The sequence below is a fragment of the Variovorax sp. TLI9-5A genome, from assembly GCF_056867935.1.
In genome coordinates this window covers 925,425-940,991 of record NZ_CP200310.1, presented here as the reverse complement: position 1 = coordinate 940,991, position 15,567 = coordinate 925,425, and the positions used below count along the sequence as shown (strand labels likewise).

At 65.6% G+C, this 15,567-nt stretch carries 15 protein-coding genes; 3 read left to right on the top strand and 12 right to left on the bottom strand.

Going from position 1 to position 15,567, the window contains the following annotated elements:
* Positions 1–58 precede the first annotated feature (58 nt).
* Complete coding sequence (locus AC1VNX_RS04620; RefSeq protein WP_483155665.1) at positions 59–967, top strand: NAD(P)-dependent oxidoreductase; 909 nt, start codon at positions 59–61, stop codon at positions 965–967.
* A 64-nt stretch (positions 968–1,031) separates the two neighbouring features.
* Here AC1VNX_RS04620 and AC1VNX_RS04615 read toward each other — a convergent pair whose 3' ends face one another.
* The 3 genes from AC1VNX_RS04615 to AC1VNX_RS04605 all read right to left on the bottom strand — a co-directional run bounded on the left by AC1VNX_RS04615 (position 1,032) and on the right by AC1VNX_RS04605 (position 2,934).
* On the bottom strand, positions 1,032–1,862 hold the full coding sequence (locus tag AC1VNX_RS04615; RefSeq protein ID WP_483155664.1) for a BON domain-containing protein: 831 nt from the start codon (positions 1,860–1,862) through the stop codon (positions 1,032–1,034).
* Positions 1,859–2,470 carry an SIS domain-containing protein gene (locus AC1VNX_RS04610; RefSeq protein ID WP_483155663.1) on the bottom strand — a complete coding sequence of 204 codons (612 nt, stop codon included), beginning with the start codon at positions 2,468–2,470 and terminating at the stop codon, positions 1,859–1,861. Before AC1VNX_RS04610 ends, AC1VNX_RS04615 begins: the two co-directional genes overlap by 4 nt.
* Positions 2,471–2,556: 86 nt before the next feature.
* Complete coding sequence (locus AC1VNX_RS04605; RefSeq protein WP_483155662.1) at positions 2,557–2,934, bottom strand: YraN family protein; 378 nt, start codon at positions 2,932–2,934, stop codon at positions 2,557–2,559.
* Between the two features lie 74 nt (positions 2,935–3,008).
* On the opposite strand from AC1VNX_RS04605, the gene rsmI reads away from it, so the two are divergent.
* The gene (gene rsmI / locus AC1VNX_RS04600; protein ID WP_483155661.1) at positions 3,009–3,962 is read left to right on the top strand and encodes a 16S rRNA (cytidine(1402)-2'-O)-methyltransferase; all 954 of its coding nucleotides are present in this window, start codon (positions 3,009–3,011) and stop codon (positions 3,960–3,962) included.
* Here rsmI and AC1VNX_RS04595 read toward each other — a convergent pair.
* Together AC1VNX_RS04595 and AC1VNX_RS04590 are read right to left on the bottom strand one after the other, a co-directional pair.
* A complete protein-coding gene (locus AC1VNX_RS04595; protein ID WP_483155660.1) occupies positions 3,959–4,510 on the bottom strand; it encodes an RNA 2'-phosphotransferase in 552 nt (183 codons plus the stop codon). The two genes, rsmI and AC1VNX_RS04595, sit on opposite strands and share 4 nt — an antisense overlap.
* A complete protein-coding gene (locus AC1VNX_RS04590) occupies positions 4,507–5,400 on the bottom strand; it encodes a LysR family transcriptional regulator (RefSeq protein WP_483155659.1) in 894 nt (297 codons plus the stop codon). The genes AC1VNX_RS04595 and AC1VNX_RS04590 overlap by 4 nt, the downstream gene beginning before the upstream one ends.
* Before the next feature lie 137 nt (positions 5,401–5,537).
* On the opposite strand from AC1VNX_RS04590, the gene AC1VNX_RS04585 reads away from it, so the two are divergent.
* Positions 5,538–6,044, top strand: a complete 507-nt coding sequence (locus AC1VNX_RS04585) for a hypothetical protein (protein ID WP_483155658.1) — start codon at positions 5,538–5,540, stop codon at positions 6,042–6,044.
* Positions 6,045–6,080: 36 nt separating this feature from the next.
* Here the strand turns inward: AC1VNX_RS04585 and AC1VNX_RS04580 are convergent, their stop codons facing one another.
* The 7 genes from AC1VNX_RS04580 to AC1VNX_RS04550 all read right to left on the bottom strand — a co-directional run bounded on the left by AC1VNX_RS04580 (position 6,081) and on the right by AC1VNX_RS04550 (position 15,567).
* Complete coding sequence (locus AC1VNX_RS04580) at positions 6,081–6,809, bottom strand: glutathione S-transferase (RefSeq protein WP_483155657.1); 729 nt, start codon at positions 6,807–6,809, stop codon at positions 6,081–6,083.
* 108 nt (positions 6,810–6,917) lie between these two features.
* Positions 6,918–7,466 carry a hypothetical protein gene (locus tag AC1VNX_RS04575; RefSeq protein WP_483155656.1) on the bottom strand — a complete coding sequence of 183 codons (549 nt, stop codon included), beginning with the start codon at positions 7,464–7,466 and terminating at the stop codon, positions 6,918–6,920.
* Positions 7,467–9,350: a LysM peptidoglycan-binding domain-containing protein gene (locus AC1VNX_RS04570; RefSeq protein WP_483155655.1), complete on the bottom strand. Its 1,884-nt coding sequence runs from the start codon at positions 9,348–9,350 to the stop codon at positions 7,467–7,469.
* Positions 9,351–9,367: 17 nt separating this feature from the next.
* Complete coding sequence (locus tag AC1VNX_RS04565; protein ID WP_483155654.1) at positions 9,368–12,103, bottom strand: type VI secretion system Vgr family protein; 2,736 nt, start codon at positions 12,101–12,103, stop codon at positions 9,368–9,370.
* A 276-nt stretch (positions 12,104–12,379) separates the two neighbouring features.
* Positions 12,380–13,504 (bottom strand): FAD-dependent monooxygenase, encoded by a 1,125-nt coding sequence (locus tag AC1VNX_RS04560; RefSeq protein WP_483155653.1) that lies wholly within the window; start codon positions 13,502–13,504, stop codon positions 12,380–12,382.
* Positions 13,505–13,523: 19 nt separating this feature from the next.
* Positions 13,524–14,621, bottom strand: coding sequence for an ABC transporter substrate-binding protein (locus AC1VNX_RS04555; RefSeq protein WP_483155652.1), 1,098 nt, complete (start codon positions 14,619–14,621; stop codon positions 13,524–13,526).
* A 55-nt stretch (positions 14,622–14,676) separates the two neighbouring features.
* Positions 14,677–15,567: an ABC transporter permease gene (locus tag AC1VNX_RS04550; RefSeq protein ID WP_483155651.1), complete on the bottom strand. Its 891-nt coding sequence runs from the start codon at positions 15,565–15,567 to the stop codon at positions 14,677–14,679.

The following is a 15,567-nucleotide window of genomic DNA, read 5'->3' as shown; positions in this document are numbered from 1 at the left end:
CGAAAGGCCGGATTGCCCCACATCGCGCTGCGGTGGAATGGCTTTAAGCTGTGACCCCATGAGCAGCATCAACCCCCGCACCTACGAATCCATCCCCGCGCAGACGGTGGCTTTCCTCGGCCTCGGCGTCATGGGCGGCCCGATGGCCGGCCACCTGGCCAAGGCCGGCCACAGCGTCACGGTCTACAACCGCACCCCTGTCAAGGCGCAGGCCTGGGCCGCCGAATTCGGCCCGCCCGGCCGCCATGCCGCCACCCCGCGCGAAGCGGCCGCCGGTGCCGACATCGTGTTCTGCTGCGTCGGCAACGACGACGACCTGCGCTCGGTGGTGCTAGGCGACGACGGCGCCTTCGCCGGCATGAAGAAGGGCGCGGTGCTGGTCGACCACACCACCGCCTCGGCCGACGTGGCGCGCGAACTCTCGAAGGCAGCGCAGGCGCTGGGCCTGCACTTCATCGACGCGCCCGTCTCGGGCGGCCAGGCCGGCGCGCAGAACGGCGCGCTCACGGTGATGTGTGGCGGCGACGCAGCGGTCTTCGAGCGCATCAAGCCGGTGGCCATGGCGTTCTCGCGCGCGGTCACGCTGCTCGGCGAGAGCGGCGCCGGCCAGCTCGCGAAGATGGTGAACCAGATCGCCATCGCGGGCCTGGTGCAGGGCCTGTCCGAAGCGATCGCCTTCGGCCAGCGCGCCGGGCTCGACATGGAGGCGGTGCTTGGCGTCATCAGCAAGGGCGCGGCCCAGAGCTGGCAGATGGAAAACCGCGGCAAGACCATGATCGAAGGCAAGTTCGACTACGGCTTCGCCGTCGACTGGATGCGCAAGGACCTGGGCCTGGTGCTCGACGAGGCCAAGCGCAATGGCGCGCGCGTGCCCGTGACCGCGCTGGTCGACCAGTTCTATGCCGACGTGCAGTTGGCCGGCGGACGGCGCTGGGACACGTCGAGCCTCATCACGCGGCTCAAGTGAGAAAGTGAAGAAATGAAAAAGCCCGCTGACGCGGGCTTTTTCATTGGCTGGGCGACTCTTCTCTTCAGCGCACCGGCGAAGTCGTCACCCCGCCCGAAGACGGCGTGGACGTGGAAGAGCCCGATGCGGGCAGCGGCTCCATGGGCGGCAGCGGCACGCGCGAGGAGGAAGAAGAAGACGACGACGAGGGTGTCGACGGCGTAGCCGAAGTCACAGGCGCCGGCCCCGTGCCGCCACGCTGTGCGGCGGCCTGGTTCGCCGCCTGGCTGGCCGCCAGGTCTGCCTCGCTCACGATCTCGACCACGCGCACCACCTTCACCACGCCCGAGATGCCGCGCGTGATTTCGGTGGCGCGATCGGTTTCGCGCCGCGTGGCGATACCCATCAGGTAGACCGTGCCGCGCTCGGTCACCACCTTGAAAGAATTGGCGAAGATGTCCTTGGCGTCGAGCAGCGAGGCCTTCACCTTGCCGGTGATGTAGAGGTCGTTGGAGCGGTCCTGGAAGGTGTTCGAAGGGCCGACGGTCAGCTCGTTCACCACCGAGCGCACATTCACGATGCGGCTCACCTCGTCCTCGACGCGGCGGCGGTCGGCATCATTGCCCACGGCGCCGGTCAGCAGCACCTGGCGGTTGAAGCTGGTGACGCTCACGTACATCTGGTCGTTGGCAATGTCGCGCACGCGGGCAGCGGCGCGCAGTTCGATGCCTTGGTCGTCGAGCTGGGCGCCCGAGCTGCGGCGGTCGGTGGCCACCATGCCCACGCCCACCACAGCCGCGCCGCCCACGACGAGCGGCACGCAGGCGGAAAGGCCTGCGACCATTGCGGCACCCAATGTGAGGGCGAGAGCGAAACGCTGGGTCGATGTCGTCATCGTCATGGTCGTCATGGTCATGAGGAAGCTTCCTGTTCTCCGAGTAACTGGGCGTCCACGCCGTCGCACAGGCAATGCAGCGCGATCTGGTGGATCTCGTGGATGCGTGCCGCACGCTCGTGCGGCACGCTGATCTGGACGTCGGTCTCGCGCAGCGCACGGCCGATGGCGCCGCCCGTGCCCGATGGAGCGTTGCCGAGCAGCGCGACCACGGTCATGTCGCGCTCGTGCGCCGCGGTCACCGCCGCCAGCACCGCAGCCGACTGGCCGCTGATGCTCAACGCGAGCAGCACGTCGCCGGCCTGGCCGAGCGCGCGCACCTGGCGGGCGAAGCGGTCGGCATCCGCGGCTTCGGCGCTGTCGGCGGCGGGGTCGGTGGCATCGCCGGGCAGCGCGATGGCGCCGAGCTCGGGCCGCTCGCGTTCGAAACGGCCCACGAACTGCGCGGCGAACTGGGCCGCCAGCAGCCCGGAAACACCGGCGCCACAGGCGAGCACCTTGCCGCCGCTGGTCACGCAGGCGAGGATGGCCTGCATCGCTTGGGAGATGGGTTTGCTGAGTACCGGCCCGGTCTGGTACTTGAGGTCGGCACTGTCGATGAAGTGCTGCTGAATCCGTTGCTCGAGCATGGGGCGGGATGATAACTGGGGGCTGTGAAACAAGACGTTCGAGTTGTGGAGCCTTTGGCAAGGCTTCAGTTCCCTTGGACGGCGCGTCAGCCGGCGTCGAAGGCCGCCTGCAGCCAGGTGATTTTCTCCTCGACCAGCACCACGTCGAAGCGGCACGGCGGCACCGTGCGCAGCCGGCCCAGGTAGTGCTGCGCGGCGAACACGATGCGCCGCTGCTTCAGCCCCGTGATGCTGCCGCCCGCGCCGCCATGCGTGCCGGTGCTGCGATGGCGCACCTCCACGAACACCAGCGTTCCCGTGGGCGAGGGGCGCGGATCGCGCATGACGAGGTCGATCTCGCCGCCGCCGCGTCCGGGCGTCCGATAATTGCGGGCGAGCAGCACGAGGCCGGCATCCCGCAGGTGGGCGAGCGCGGCGTCCTCCGCCGCATCGCCCCGATGCTTCGTTGTGGTTTTGGTCTTCATGGCCCTCCCTGCCCGACTGCAAGAATCGAATCTTTTTTCTTTCTGCCTGCCCGCTCTTCCGACGGAGAAACCTCTTGGCTTCACTCGCCCCTGCTTCCTTTGGCGCCGCCCTCGCGGCCGCGCGCGATGCCGCGGGTGCGCAGCATTATCCGCAGGGCACGCTCTACGTCGTCGCCACGCCGATCGGCAACCTGGCCGACATCACGCTGCGCGCGCTGCACGTGCTGCAACTGGTGGACGCCATCGCCTGCGAGGACACGCGCCACACGCAGAGCCTGCTGCGCGCCTACGGCATCGACCGCCCCGGCTCGCAGCTGCTGGCGGTGCACCAGCACAACGAGGCCGAGGCCGCGCAGGTGGTTGTCGCGCGGCTCGCGCAGGGCGAGCGCATCGCCTATGTCAGCGACGCAGGCACACCCGGCGTGAGCGACCCCGGCGCACGGCTTGCCGCCGCCGTGCGCGCGGCCGGGCAGCGCGTGCTGCCGCTGCCGGGCGCCAGCAGCGTGACCACGCTGATCGGCGCGGCGGGGCTGGTGGCCGATGGTGGCGGCGACGGCAATGCCAGCAGCAGCGCCTTTGTCTTCGCGGGCTTCCTGCCGAGCAAGGCCGGCGAGCGCGACGCGGCCGTGCAGGCGCTGTCGCAGGAACCGCGCGCGGTCGTGCTGCTGGAGGCGCCGCACCGCATCGAAAACCTCGCGCGCGCGCTGGCCACGCTGGGCGAGCGCCGCGTCACCGTGGGCCGAGAGCTCACCAAGCAGTTCGAGGAAATCGCCACCGTCGCCGCAAGTGCCCTGCCCGACTGGTTCGCTGCCGACCGCGATCGCACGCGCGGCGAGTTCGCGCTGGTGCTGCACCCCGTGGCCGTGAGCGGCGACGGCGGCGCGGAGGGCGAGCGCGTATTGCGCTTGCTGCTGGCGGAACTACCGGTGAAGACGGCCGTCAAGCTCGCCGCCGAGATCAGCGGCGCCCCGCGCAACACGCTGTACGACACCGCCCTGCGCATCCGCAGTGAGAGCGAAGAAGATTAGTCCGGCGGCAGCAGGAGCAGGAATTCCGGCGGCACCGCCGCCGTGAGCCACACGCCGTTCTCGGCGCGATGGAAGACGTGGCCCAGCGCATGCATGCGTCCCGCCTCGACCTTCAGCACATGCGCCTTGCCATGGCGCTGCCCCACCTGCACGGCAGTGGCTTCTTCGGCGGACAGGTGCACGTGCTGCCGCAAGCCGGGCAGCAGTCCTTGTACACGGATGGACGCAAGGAACCGCGTGGCCGTGCCATGGAAAAGCATCGGCGGCGGCTCGACCGGCTCGAAGCTGCGGCTCACCTGCGGCGTGGAATGGCCCTGCAGCGCGCGGATGCGCAGCCCGTCGGCCGACAGCTCGTAGCGCTTCTTCGTGCCCGAATCGACCGCCTGCGCGACATCCGCTGCCGTCAGTGCCCGCCCGGCGGCCACGGCCCCTGCCACCAGCGCATCGACGCCGGCCCAGCCCTGCGCGTCGAGCTTCAGGCCGATGGACTCCGGCGCATGCCTCAACACGTAGGCGATGAACTTGCTGTTGTCTTCGGGCGTCGTCATCGGGTCTGCCAGTGATCCGCGTGCGCCAGCAGCGCGTCCATCACCCGCTGCACATGCGCGGCCGGCTGCCTGTCGGCTGCGTGGAACACGTGGTAGTCGATCGACGGATAGCCCTGCAGCGGAATCGCCACCAGGCCATGGGGAATGTGGCAACAGGCATTCACCACCGTCAGGCCGAAGCCCAGTTGGGCGAAGCGCAGCATCAGTTCCCAGCCATTGGCTTCGAGCGAGGGCTGCCACTGAATCGACTCGGCCTGCAGCAGCCGGCCGAGCAACTCGCGATGCGGTCTTCCTGCCGGCGGCACGATCAGCGACGCGCCCTTCAGGTCGCGCAGGCGCACCGACTTGCGCACGGCCAGCAAATGCGCGCGCGGCACCACCAGCACCTGCCCCACGGTCGTCAGCCGCACGGCGCTCAGGCCGGCGGGCACGGTGCCGAGCGGCGCGATGCCCAGGAGCGCCTGCCCCGATCGCACCGCCTGGATGGATTCGTCGCGATCGCGCGTGAGCAGTTGCAGATGCGGCGAGGCACCCGCGCCGGAGAAACGCGAGAGCGCCTTGCCGAGCAGGTAGAGGTAGGCGCCCTCGCCGGCCGCCAGGGTGACCACTGCCGCGTCATCCCCCTGCGCCAGGCCTTTCACGAAGCGCCGGTTCAATGCGAGCAGCTCCCGCGCATGCCGCGCCACCTGCTCGCCGGTGGCAGTGAGTTCGAGAGCGCCGCCGGCCCGCACATAGAGCTTCGCGTCGAGCTGTTCCGACAGCTTGCGCACCTTGGCGTGCAGTGCCGGCTGGCTGATGTGGAGAAGGCGCGCCGACTCGCTGAAATTCAGCGTGTCGGCGAACACGGCGAACGACTGCAGCGCGTCGAGGTTGGTGCGGGGAATGTCCATCTGGCGGTTTTTCGCTATCCATTTTATGGATAGTACATCCAATATCAGTAGTTCCTGATGATGACCTTCGTTCCTACGATCCGCCTGCCTCGACGAAGACTCGACGGCGGAAAAAAGAAGCAAGGAAGGAACACGAAATGAAGAAGACATCCGAATCGGAACTACTCCCCCGCCTCGGCATCGACATCGGCCGCGTGCTCATCGCGGCCGAAGGCGCCGGCGGTGCGGACACATCGTTCATCGGCGGCTCGCTGCAGGACGCGCTGGACACACCGCCCTACGAAGGCATGTTCGAGGCGGTCGCGCCGCTGGTCGACAGGTTCGAAGGCCGCGTCTGGCTGGTGTCGAAGTGCGGACCCAGCGTGCAGGCCAAGAGCCGTGCCTGGCTGCAGCATCACCGCTTTTTCGAACGCACGGGCGTGCCGCCGGCGAACCTGCGCTTCTGCCTCCAGCGCCCACAGAAGGCCGACCACTGCCGCGAACTGCGCATCACCCACTTCATCGACGACCGCAGCGACGTGCTGCGCCACCTCGAAGGCGTCGTGCCGAACCGGTATCTGTTCGGTCCGCAGCGCAAGCCAGTGACGGTGGAAGGGCTCGTGCTGCTGCCGGAGTGGAAGGACGCCGCCGCGCTCATCGGCTGACCGGGCGGCCAGCGGGCGCGCCGAATGCCTGCGTCGCTAGCCGTCCAGCTCGGCGTAGCGCCTGAAGATGCCGTCCTCGTTGAACGCGATACGACGCGGGCTCTGAAGGTAGTCATGCACGCGCTGGCGGCGCCGCACATTGGCATGCAGCTTCTCGACCGCTGGCGTGGCAGCCAGCGCACGGGCCGTCGCCTTCGGAAAGGCATATCGCAGGCCGTCCACGAGCTGGAACAGCGACAGGTCCGCATAGGTTAGCGTGTCGCCCACCAGATGCTGCGTACCCGCGGGATTGCGCTGCAGCACCCGCTCGAACCAGCCGAGGAACTTGGGAATGCGCTCTTCGCGAAAGGCCCGTGCGCGCAGCATCGCCGCATCGCGCTGCTCGTCGTAATAGGCACCCACCGAGATCGGATGGTGCGTGTCATGCGCCTCCGCCACCGAGTCGGCAATCGTGAGCTGGATCTGGTGCGTCCACAGCCCGTCGGACTCGCCCACACCCGAAAGGCCCAGCCGCGGCCCGAGATACAGCAGGATCGCGGCCGTCTGCCCGACCACGATGTCGCCGTCGACGAGGAACGGCGGCGCGAAGGCAGGACGCGCGGCTTCCGGGTCATCCAGCCGCTCACCCAGAGCGGATTCGCCACCGCCCTCGCCCTCGGGCAAGCGCGCCACGTCGACATAGTCCGCGCCGGCAGCTTCGAGCGCGAGCCGGACGAATTCACCTCGGCCCTGGATAGTGGGCCAGTAATGGAGTTGGTAGGGCATGGGGGGATGGTGGCATGAGTTCGGCGCTCACCGCAACGGCGCGGAGCGGACGCTAGCAAGAAAGCGCGCGAACGCAATTTATTGAAAGACAAATAACTGGGCGTGCATCTAAGGAGCCCGCGTAACGGGCGGCAAAAGAACACAAAACGCTTCTTCAATTTCTCGAATCGTTGGATCGGACTTATCCGATGTCATTTTGTAGGTTTTTATTTTCTTTCTGCCAACTACAAAATTCATCATTCGAGGGTATTTTTTTCCAGCATACACCACGACTCCGTCCAGCCCTTCATCCACTCCGTTCTCAGAGTCTCGAAACTTCCTCAGAAGTCGATCTAACTTCTCGAGTGAGGCTTTATTCTTCTCAAGAAAAACCTCTTTAATCAGATCATTCGTTATCCCAGCAGGGCGTTTTTTCATGTACAACGCGGAACCCCAAGCTGCCCAGTCAACACCGCACTCCTTGTCAACTCTGCCAGAGCGTATAAATTCTCGAATTGTGAGACTCACATCCAACCCGCCTGCCCCTTCATCGAGATTGACCCACACTACCAACCGGTCATCTCTATACCCAGCAAGTGACGTGAAAGAAAGAGAAGAAAAGGCAATCAACACGAAGATATAAATAAAGAAATTCTTAAAAAACATTGACCACTCCATTCATAAAGTATCTTCTTTTGGCTGCACCCCCCGTTTAGCCGGCTTATCAGGGGATATTCCCAACATCAAGTTCAAGGACACAATGTTCATTTTCTCAATACCTGGAGTTCCCAGATCCTTTTTCGCTTGCTCATAATAAGCAACAGGAACAAAATATTTCAAATAACTTGAACTTCCGGCATTCTCAATCTCCACCCTTCCATCTTTTCCTCTAACCTTCACAGGAGCTCGCAGCCTTTTCGAAAAAGGAGAGAACCTAATCTGACTACGTTGATTTCCTCCAAGCAAAATTAATTTTTCCTCATCATTCTCGGCATAGACAAATCCGACATGATTGCCATGTCCTGCCTTGGATGTAACCATTGCAATGGCACCATATATCGGCCTCTCCAGCTCGACAAATAATGGGTTTCTGATTTTTGGTGTCGTTTTTTCTGATTTCTCCTTTGGTCCATCGACCTCGTAGAACCCATGCGCACGTGCCTTCGCCACCTTGCGATTCGGGTAGCCCGGGTTTTCGATGGGATATTTCGCCTGCACCAGGCACCAGTTCACAAACGCGGCGCACCACGCATTGCTGGGGCCGTCCATGGCCTTGAGTCCGTCGTCCACCTCGACGTGGTAATTGATCTTGTCTTGGAGCGTGATTTCGAGTTCGCCCCGCCTGAGCTTCGCTTCCGCAATCGCGACGGGCATCCACGGAGCCCGCCCCGGCACCGGATTGATCAGCGCCAGAACCTTCCCTTCGCCTTCCTTAGACCGCTCCGAGTCCGATGACCTGATCCCGGACGGAATAGGTGGTGGTGGAGGAGAGACCACTTTTGGCCTCGACGGGGCTGCCGGGCTTACCGCCGCACTTTCAGCCGGTGACTTGGCTGTGGCAGTAACCGTGGTGGAAGGAGCAGTCGAAAGCTTGGAGTCCGGCTTGGTCTTGCCGCTCCCCGCAATCAACAGCACCTCACCGGGATAGATCCGGTCGCGGCCAAGCCCATTGGCCTCCTTGATGGCTTCCACGCTGGTGCGATACAGCTTCGCAATCTTCCAGAGGCTGTCGCCCGGCTGGACGACATAGCTCATGGGCCTCCTCTGCCCATGGGTCGAACTGTTGATCTTTTCCGAGCCGGCGACGCCCTTCCACCTCTTGAATTTCGCGAGGAGGTTGAAATCCGTTCCGACTTCGCCCTGGATGGTTCCGACCGTCACGGCCTTCCTGCTCTTCGGATCCGTCACCTTGACGTGCACGGCCGAGTTGTCGGCGGGGTGAATCACGGGCGGGAATCGCCCTGCAGCATCGGACTTGACGGCTTCCTCCCTGTCGCCTCTTTGCAGAATGATCTCCGTGCCAGGCAACGGCTGGCTGCCATCGGTCGCGTTGATCCTGCTCACGGCAACCCAGGTTTCCTTTCGCGTGTCGGCGTCGGCGTGATAGCCCTCGATCTCCGCGATGCCGTTCATGATCTTTTCGAGTTCGGCATCGGTGCACTCGCCGATCTTTCTGGTCGCCGGAATGCCGCTGGTCTTGAGCAAGTCGCTCGTGTATTTCTCCGTGTTGTTTTCCTTCTTGGGGGCGTAGCCGGGAACGGCCTCGGGAATCGTCTTGCCGCCATGCTTTCGCTTGAGGTTCGCTTTCAACTCTGCTCGCCCCGCGTCTTCATCCGGAAAGATCAGAAAGGTCCTGCCCGATCTGGTCGTGGCAAATCCGATGTAGCCCTGTGCCTTTCTCGGCGCGGGCACGCCATCAACCATCCGGGTAGTCAGGTCGCCGGGATTGTTGATGCGCCATGGCAGGGTTCCGCCCGAGCGCAGCAGGTGACGGCCGTCTTCGCAAATGAATTCGGCGACTTCGATGTTGGGGTGGTAGGTTGCGGATATCAGTCTGGGCATGCGGGTGTTTCCCTTGCTCAAGCGAAGGCGTTCAGGTGGGCTTCGATGGCGGACTCGGAAAGAAAGTGGCCGAGGTCGAAAGCGCCCGCAGCCGAGGCATACATGGAGTCTTCCGCTCCCGGCGATTCGGTCTCGCCGTCGTCACCGGCTTGGTCATCGTCCTGCGCGCCACCTGGCTCGGTGCGAATCGTCGGAACGGGCATCCAGTCCCACGCTTCCTCTCCCACGACCAGCACTGCCTCGTCCGGCGTTTCGAACGCGACGCGGGGCAACCGCCCGCTGTCGGGAATGACGCCCTCGGCCAGCGTCTGGCGCTTCTCGCCGAGGATCCTGTAGGGCAGCCCCGACATGCCCACATGCTTGAATATCTTGTCGCTCCCAAGCGGCGCGAAGCGCACGCTGTACTTGTCGTCGTGGCTCACGCCTTCCATGCGCCGGCGCTTGGCCATGTCCATCGGCCCTGCATAGCTGTGGGTGGCCGCATGCTCCCGCCAAAGGCCCTGGGTGCCATGGACGATGCCCGAGGCGCTCCATCTGGAAAAACTGCCCCCGCCGTTGACGACGATTTCCTCCTTGGCGGTGATGCTGATCCTGTCGGACTCCATCTTGATGTCGAGCCTGGCCAGCAGGTTGATGCTGTTCTGAAGGGCGACGATGTCGATGCCGGCCGTGGCGGCGGTCAGGCGGATGGCCTTGTAGGCGAAAAGGCGCACGGCCTCTTTCACGCTCACCAGAAAGCTCCTGCCGGCGCTGATGCTGGTGTGCCCGCCGCTGCTCAGCGCGTTGTGCGTGATGCTGGCGATGTGGGTAGCCCCCGCCGCCGTGCTCTGGATGCCGGCCGCACTGGCGAGCACGAGGTGCGGTTCGCAGAGTTCAGGGAAATCTCCCTGCCGCGAAGGGCGGCCCTTGATCGCATCGTTCTGTTCCTTGAGGGCCTGCGCGACCGCGTCCTGGTCGCCTGCTTCGTGCGCGTTGGCTTCCTGCGCAGTCCGGCTCTGGCGTTCATGCAGGTCGCGCGCGGCCGTCAGGCGTGCGACTGTTTCCCCGAGATCGGTGATGTGCGCCTCGGCTCCTGGCCTCGGCTCGGTGCTGAGCAGCAGGCCCCTTGCGCCGCGCACCGCGGCATGGCCATCGGTACGCAACTCGGCGCCCTCGCCACGATCGTCCTTCCGGCCTGCCGTGTCGTCGATGCGCCCGATGTGCCCCAGGCTCAGGCTGCTGCTGAGATGGTCGCTCTTGAGCTGTGCCTGGATCTTTCCGGGTTGATCGTCCAGCACCAGGTGGTTGCCGCGTGATCCGCTTGCTGCATCCGCGTTCAATTCACGGCTACGGAGGCCCGATAGGTTCTGCTGGTCGGGCAGCCGCCACACGGGCATGTTCTCGGCATTGAAGACACGGCCGGTGATGATGGGACAGTCCGGGTCGCCGCCGAGGAAATCGACGACCACCTCCTGGCCGACGCGCGGCAGCGCAGCCGCGCCAAAAGTCTCTCCGGCCCACGCCATGGACACGCGGATCCAGCAGCTGGAGTTCTCGTTGCGTTGCCCGATACGGTCCCAGTGGAACTGCACCTTCACGCGGCCGTACTGGTCGACCCAGATCTGTTCGTTCTTCGGCCCGACAACGATGGCAGTCTGGGGTCCGCGGGTGCGGGGCTTCGGCGTGATGCCCGGCGGGCGCCACGCGTGGCTCACGGGCTGCGCCTCGAAGCCGAAGCGCTGGACGGAGCCTTCGCCGGCATCGGCGCCTTCGGTGGCCCGGAGGTTCTCCCGCAACTCATAGTCGACGGCAATCAGAAGGTGCTTGCGGTTCTGATCCTCCCTCGGATGGCCTGCCAGCTCGAAGATGCAGCCCGGCGCGAGTTCTCGCCTGTTGGAGCGGCCGCTTGCAACGCTGCCGCCGCTCAGTTGCTCTTCGATGCGTGTGCGAGCATAGGCCTCGCCGTCGTCGTAGTGTTTGTAGCCGCCGGGCCATTCGTACAGCTCGAGGTCGTCGTGCGCGTGGCCGGTGCGCAGCTCCCGTCGGCTGGTGAGGTCCGCCTTTGGTTTGAGCGGGTCGTAGTCGTTGGTGAAGTGCAGGCCGGAGCGGACTTCTTCGCTCGTGCGCCATTCATGGATGCGTTCGTTCGAGCCATCGCCACCGCCCGTCATCCCCGCCTTCTCCAACGGATGAAACCGCAACGTCTCCCCGCCAGGCATCGGATCGTGCGAGCTCAACACGTCATCCGCAAGCACGAGCACCTGCCGCTGAGCCTCATGCCGGAAGTAATAGTAGATGCCTTCCAGCTCGCACAGCCGCGAGACGAAAGAGAAGTCGCTCTCGCCGTACTGCACGCAGTACTCCCACACGCGGTAATCGCGGGCCAGCCGCTTCTCCATGGGGTAGCCGTAGGCTTCGAGCACGTCGGCGACGATGTCCGGAGCGGTCCGGCCCTGGAAGATGCGGAAGTCGCTGCGCCGCGTCGCGAGCCACAGCCATGGGCGCAGCTTCATTCGGTAGAAGCTGTGGCGGGCATCCTCTCCGGTCAGGCCGAAGGATGCGATCACACCGCCCAAATAGCGCGTGCCGCCGCTCTCTGTCTGCATCGCCACGGTGGCGGTCTTGCCGAGCAGCGCTTTCGGATCGACGCTGTTGCCGCTGCCCAGCAGCTCCACATCGAAGTCATGGAGCCGGCTCAGCGCCTCGCGGCCGGTCAGCCGGTGGAACTGCAGCGCTTCCCCCAAGGGAGTCTGAATGGAAACCCGGCGCGTCATCGCACCGCCGAAGACGCAAAGACGCACGGCGCCGGGCGAACATGCCGGCGCGTGCCATCGAAGATGGACATGGATCCTCCCTGAAATCATTTGTTGCCGCTCTGGTCGGCGGCATGTTTCGTCGGAGTATCCAAGTGCGCGGCGTCTTTCATTCGACGCCGGCGAATGCTTCAGCGGATTCGTGAACGAATGCGCGCAGCGGCGGCGGCGCCTCTGTGCACGCCGGATCGCAGGTGTCGAATGTTCACAAGCCGCATGGGCCGCGGCCGATGCGGATCACGCGTTCGCGAACCTTTCCGCATACGCGCGGAACATCGCGTTGCGTTCGTCGAGCGCCTCCTGCGTCGCGGGCACCATGATCGGCGCGCCTTCGCTCGCGAAGGCCTGGCACTGTTCGACATACGGCCGCAGCCTCTCGTGATAGACCGGCGACGCGGCCTTCATGTCGCCGCCGTGCTCGGTCCAAGTGTTCGCCAGCAGTTCGGCCGACACCATCGCCAGCGTCGTTCCCATGCCCGACAGCAGCGCGGCGCAATGGCCCGCGTCGCCGATGACCGCGACGTTGCCGTTGATCCAGCCCGGCATGCGCGTCTGGCTCACCGAATCGAAGTAGAAACCCCTGGCATCGGGATCGATGAAGGCCGCGCGCATCGCGGGCACCTGCCATGCATCGACGCGGGAGAGGAACTGGTCGATCAACCTGCGCTGCGCATCGAGGTCGCGGTAGTCGTAGTCGATCTCGGGACTGGCGACGATCATCATCCCCTGCGGTCCGTCGCCCGCATCGCGCACGGCGATGGTGAGACCGGGCACGTTGAGCATCGCGCGGCGCCACTCCCTGCCTGCCGGAAGATCGACGAGCGCCACGTAGTGTCCGAAGTGCCGCACGTAGTCCTTCTCCGGTCCGAAGGCCAGCCTGCGCACGTTGGAGTGCAGGCCGTCGGCGCCGACGACGAGGTCGTAGCGGCCTTGCCGTCCATCCGTGAAGACGACGTCCACGCCGCCCACACGATCGGCAATCGACACGATGGAAGTCCTGAACCGGAACTCGACGCCCTCGGGGATTGCGCCCAGCAGGATCCGATTGAGCCGGTCCCGCGTGATCTCGATGTCCTCGTCCGTCTCGTTGGCGAACCAGCGCAGATCGAGCGTGGCGACCTGAGTTCCGCTGCCGTCGAGCACAGGCGCCGGATCGGAGATGGCGACCTTCTCGTCGGCGATCGCCTGCAGGGTGCCCATGCGCTGTGCCGTGCCGAGCGCGCGTCCGCGAACGTCGATGGGCGCGCCGCCCGGGCGCAGCCCGTCGGAGCGCTCGACCACGGTGACCCGATGACCAAGGCGGGCGAACCAGCAGGCCGCCGAAAGACCGGCCATGCTGGCGCCGGAAACGAGTACGTCCATGGGGTAGCTCCTTCGCCGGCTACAGCTTGAACTCTTTCGCCATCTGGATCACCGCCTGCTTGTCGAAGGCGTTGATCTCGTCGATCAGCTCGTTGGTGAAAAGCCGGTTCGGGTCACCCAGTTCGCTGGCCAGCTTCGGGTTCCTGGTGCTCTCGGCGGCCATGTCGATGTTGGCCTTCCATTCGGCCGGCGACGACGCGCCCATGCGCTGATCGGGGTCGTCGGGCCGGCGCATCCAGCTGTTCTTGCGGTCCTTGAGGATGAAGGCCAGCTCCTTGCGCGCGTCGTCCTCGCTACGGCCCTTGGGCCGGCTCTCGGGGTAGGTCGCCCAGTGCAGGTCGATGGCCGCGTCGAGGTTCGCGTTGGAGAACAGGGTCGACTTCGCGATGCCGCGAAACAGCGCCACGAGCGCCTTGCGCTCGTCCTTCAGCAGCTTGCGCGGCACGCACAGCCAGCCCGAGCCCACCTGCGCGAACCTGGGCGTAAGCGGCACGTAGCGCAGCTTCGTTCCCACCAGCTCGATGCGGGCGGCGGCGGTGTCGAAGGCCACCATCGCATCCACGCGGTCGTTGTCGATGGCGGCGCCGGCCGGCGCGCCGTCGCCGATGGCGATGTACTCGCAGCCCTCGTCCTTCAGGCCCAGTTCGGCCAGCATGGTCCGGGTGATGACGATGCCGGTGTCGCCCTGGCTGCGCACGCCGATGCGTTTGCCCGCGAGGTCGGCGGCCGACTTGATCGGGCTGCCGGGCTTCACCACGATCACGTTCGCATTGCGCGGCAGCCACTTGTAGACGCTCACCAGGTCGAGAGATGGGTCCTTCGCCATCGCGGGCAGCAGGATGCCCGGCACCGCCGGCCCGAAGTCGACATGGCCGGCGCGCAGGCTCTGCAGCGCCTGCGTCATGCTCGACATGTTGACGTACTCCACGTCCACGCCGCCGGGCTTGTAGAAGTTGAGCTTGGGGTGCTGGCCCGCGGTGCAGAAGCACTGCTGGGGGTCGTTCACCGCCGCGGTGTTCGCCACCTTCATCATCCGCACACTCTGCGCCAGCGCCGGGAGGCTGCCGGCCAGGCCCAGGGCGCCGAGGCCCAGGCCGAAATCACGTCGCGTCAACATGGCTCGCTCCTTCATACGGAAAAACGGGAATGCGGGAATGCAGGGATGCGGATGCTCAGACGTTCACCGTCCGCTGCGATGCGTCGGCCGGCATCCAGTGCAGCACGCGGCGCTGGATGCGGCGCAGCAGGTCGGTCAGCACGATGCCGATCACCGAGAGCACCACGCACACCGCGAAGCTGCCGCCGGTGTCGGCCTGCGCCTCCATCTGCAGGATGAGCACGCCCAGCCCGGCCTGCGCGCCGACGAACTCGCCGACCACCGCGCCGACCACGCTGAAGGCGGCAGCCATGTTCAGCCCCGCGAAGATGTACGGCAGCGCGCTGGGGAACTTGGCCTTGCGGAAGATCTGCCATTGCGTCGCCGAGAGCGAGCGCAGCAGGTCGATGCGGTCGGGGTCCACCGCCTTGAAGCCCGCGATGCTGGTCACCAGCACCGGGAAGAAGGTGAGCAGGCAGATGATCATCACCTTCGAGCCGATGCCGAAGCCCAGCCACACCACGATGATCGGCGCGACCGCCACCTTGGGCACGCTCTGCAGCGCGGCGACGTAGGGCTCCAGCAGCGCCTCGACCCTCGGCATCTGCGACACCACGATGCCTATCGCGAGGCCGACGCCGCTGCCGATGAGAAAGCCCAGCAGTATCTCGGTGACCGTCACGCCGCCGTGATACCAGAAGCCGTCCTTGGCGAACGGTCCCGTCGCGAGGCCGCGCCACAGCGCGACCATGATGTCGCTCACCGGCGGCACCAGGTGCCCCGACACCTTGAAGACCCGCACGGCCGCTTCCCATGAACCCAGCAGCGTGGCGAGCAGCAGGATCGACTGCACCCGCGTCGAGGCGAGCGGATTGGCGCGGCGTCGCGGCTTCGGCTTCGCAGGGGGCGGCGCGTGGTCGCCGGATAGCGCGGAAGAGTCTGACTTGGCGAGCATGGCGGTGGTCAT

Excerpts from the sequence above, each read along its gene's own strand:
- AC1VNX_RS04620 (WP_483155665.1), top strand. The coding sequence starts at position 59 with ATGAGCAGCATCAACCCCCGCACCTACGAATCCATCCCCGCGCAGACG.
- AC1VNX_RS04595 (WP_483155660.1), bottom strand. The coding sequence starts at position 4,510 with ATGACGACGCCCGAAGACAACAGCAAGTTCATCGCCTACGTGTTGAGG.
- AC1VNX_RS04585 (WP_483155658.1), top strand. The coding sequence starts at position 5,538 with ATGAAGAAGACATCCGAATCGGAACTACTCCCCCGCCTCGGCATCGAC.
- AC1VNX_RS04605 (WP_483155662.1), bottom strand. The coding sequence starts at position 2,934 with ATGAAGACCAAAACCACAACGAAGCATCGGGGCGATGCGGCGGAGGAC.
- AC1VNX_RS04615 (WP_483155664.1), bottom strand. The coding sequence starts at position 1,862 with ATGACCATGACGACCATGACGATGACGACATCGACCCAGCGTTTCGCT.
- AC1VNX_RS04580 (WP_483155657.1), bottom strand. The coding sequence starts at position 6,809 with ATGCCCTACCAACTCCATTACTGGCCCACTATCCAGGGCCGAGGTGAA.
- AC1VNX_RS04560 (WP_483155653.1), bottom strand. The coding sequence starts at position 13,504 with ATGGACGTACTCGTTTCCGGCGCCAGCATGGCCGGTCTTTCGGCGGCC.
- AC1VNX_RS04575 (WP_483155656.1), bottom strand. The coding sequence starts at position 7,466 with ATGGAGTGGTCAATGTTTTTTAAGAATTTCTTTATTTATATCTTCGTG.
- AC1VNX_RS04610 (WP_483155663.1), bottom strand. The coding sequence starts at position 2,470 with ATGCTCGAGCAACGGATTCAGCAGCACTTCATCGACAGTGCCGACCTC.
- AC1VNX_RS04565 (WP_483155654.1), bottom strand. The coding sequence starts at position 12,103 with ATGACGCGCCGGGTTTCCATTCAGACTCCCTTGGGGGAAGCGCTGCAG.
- AC1VNX_RS04550 (WP_483155651.1), bottom strand. The coding sequence starts at position 15,567 with ATGACCACCGCCATGCTCGCCAAGTCAGACTCTTCCGCGCTATCCGGC.
- AC1VNX_RS04590 (WP_483155659.1), bottom strand. The coding sequence starts at position 5,400 with ATGGACATTCCCCGCACCAACCTCGACGCGCTGCAGTCGTTCGCCGTG.
- AC1VNX_RS04570 (WP_483155655.1), bottom strand. The coding sequence starts at position 9,350 with ATGCCCAGACTGATATCCGCAACCTACCACCCCAACATCGAAGTCGCC.
- AC1VNX_RS04555 (WP_483155652.1), bottom strand. The coding sequence starts at position 14,621 with ATGTTGACGCGACGTGATTTCGGCCTGGGCCTCGGCGCCCTGGGCCTG.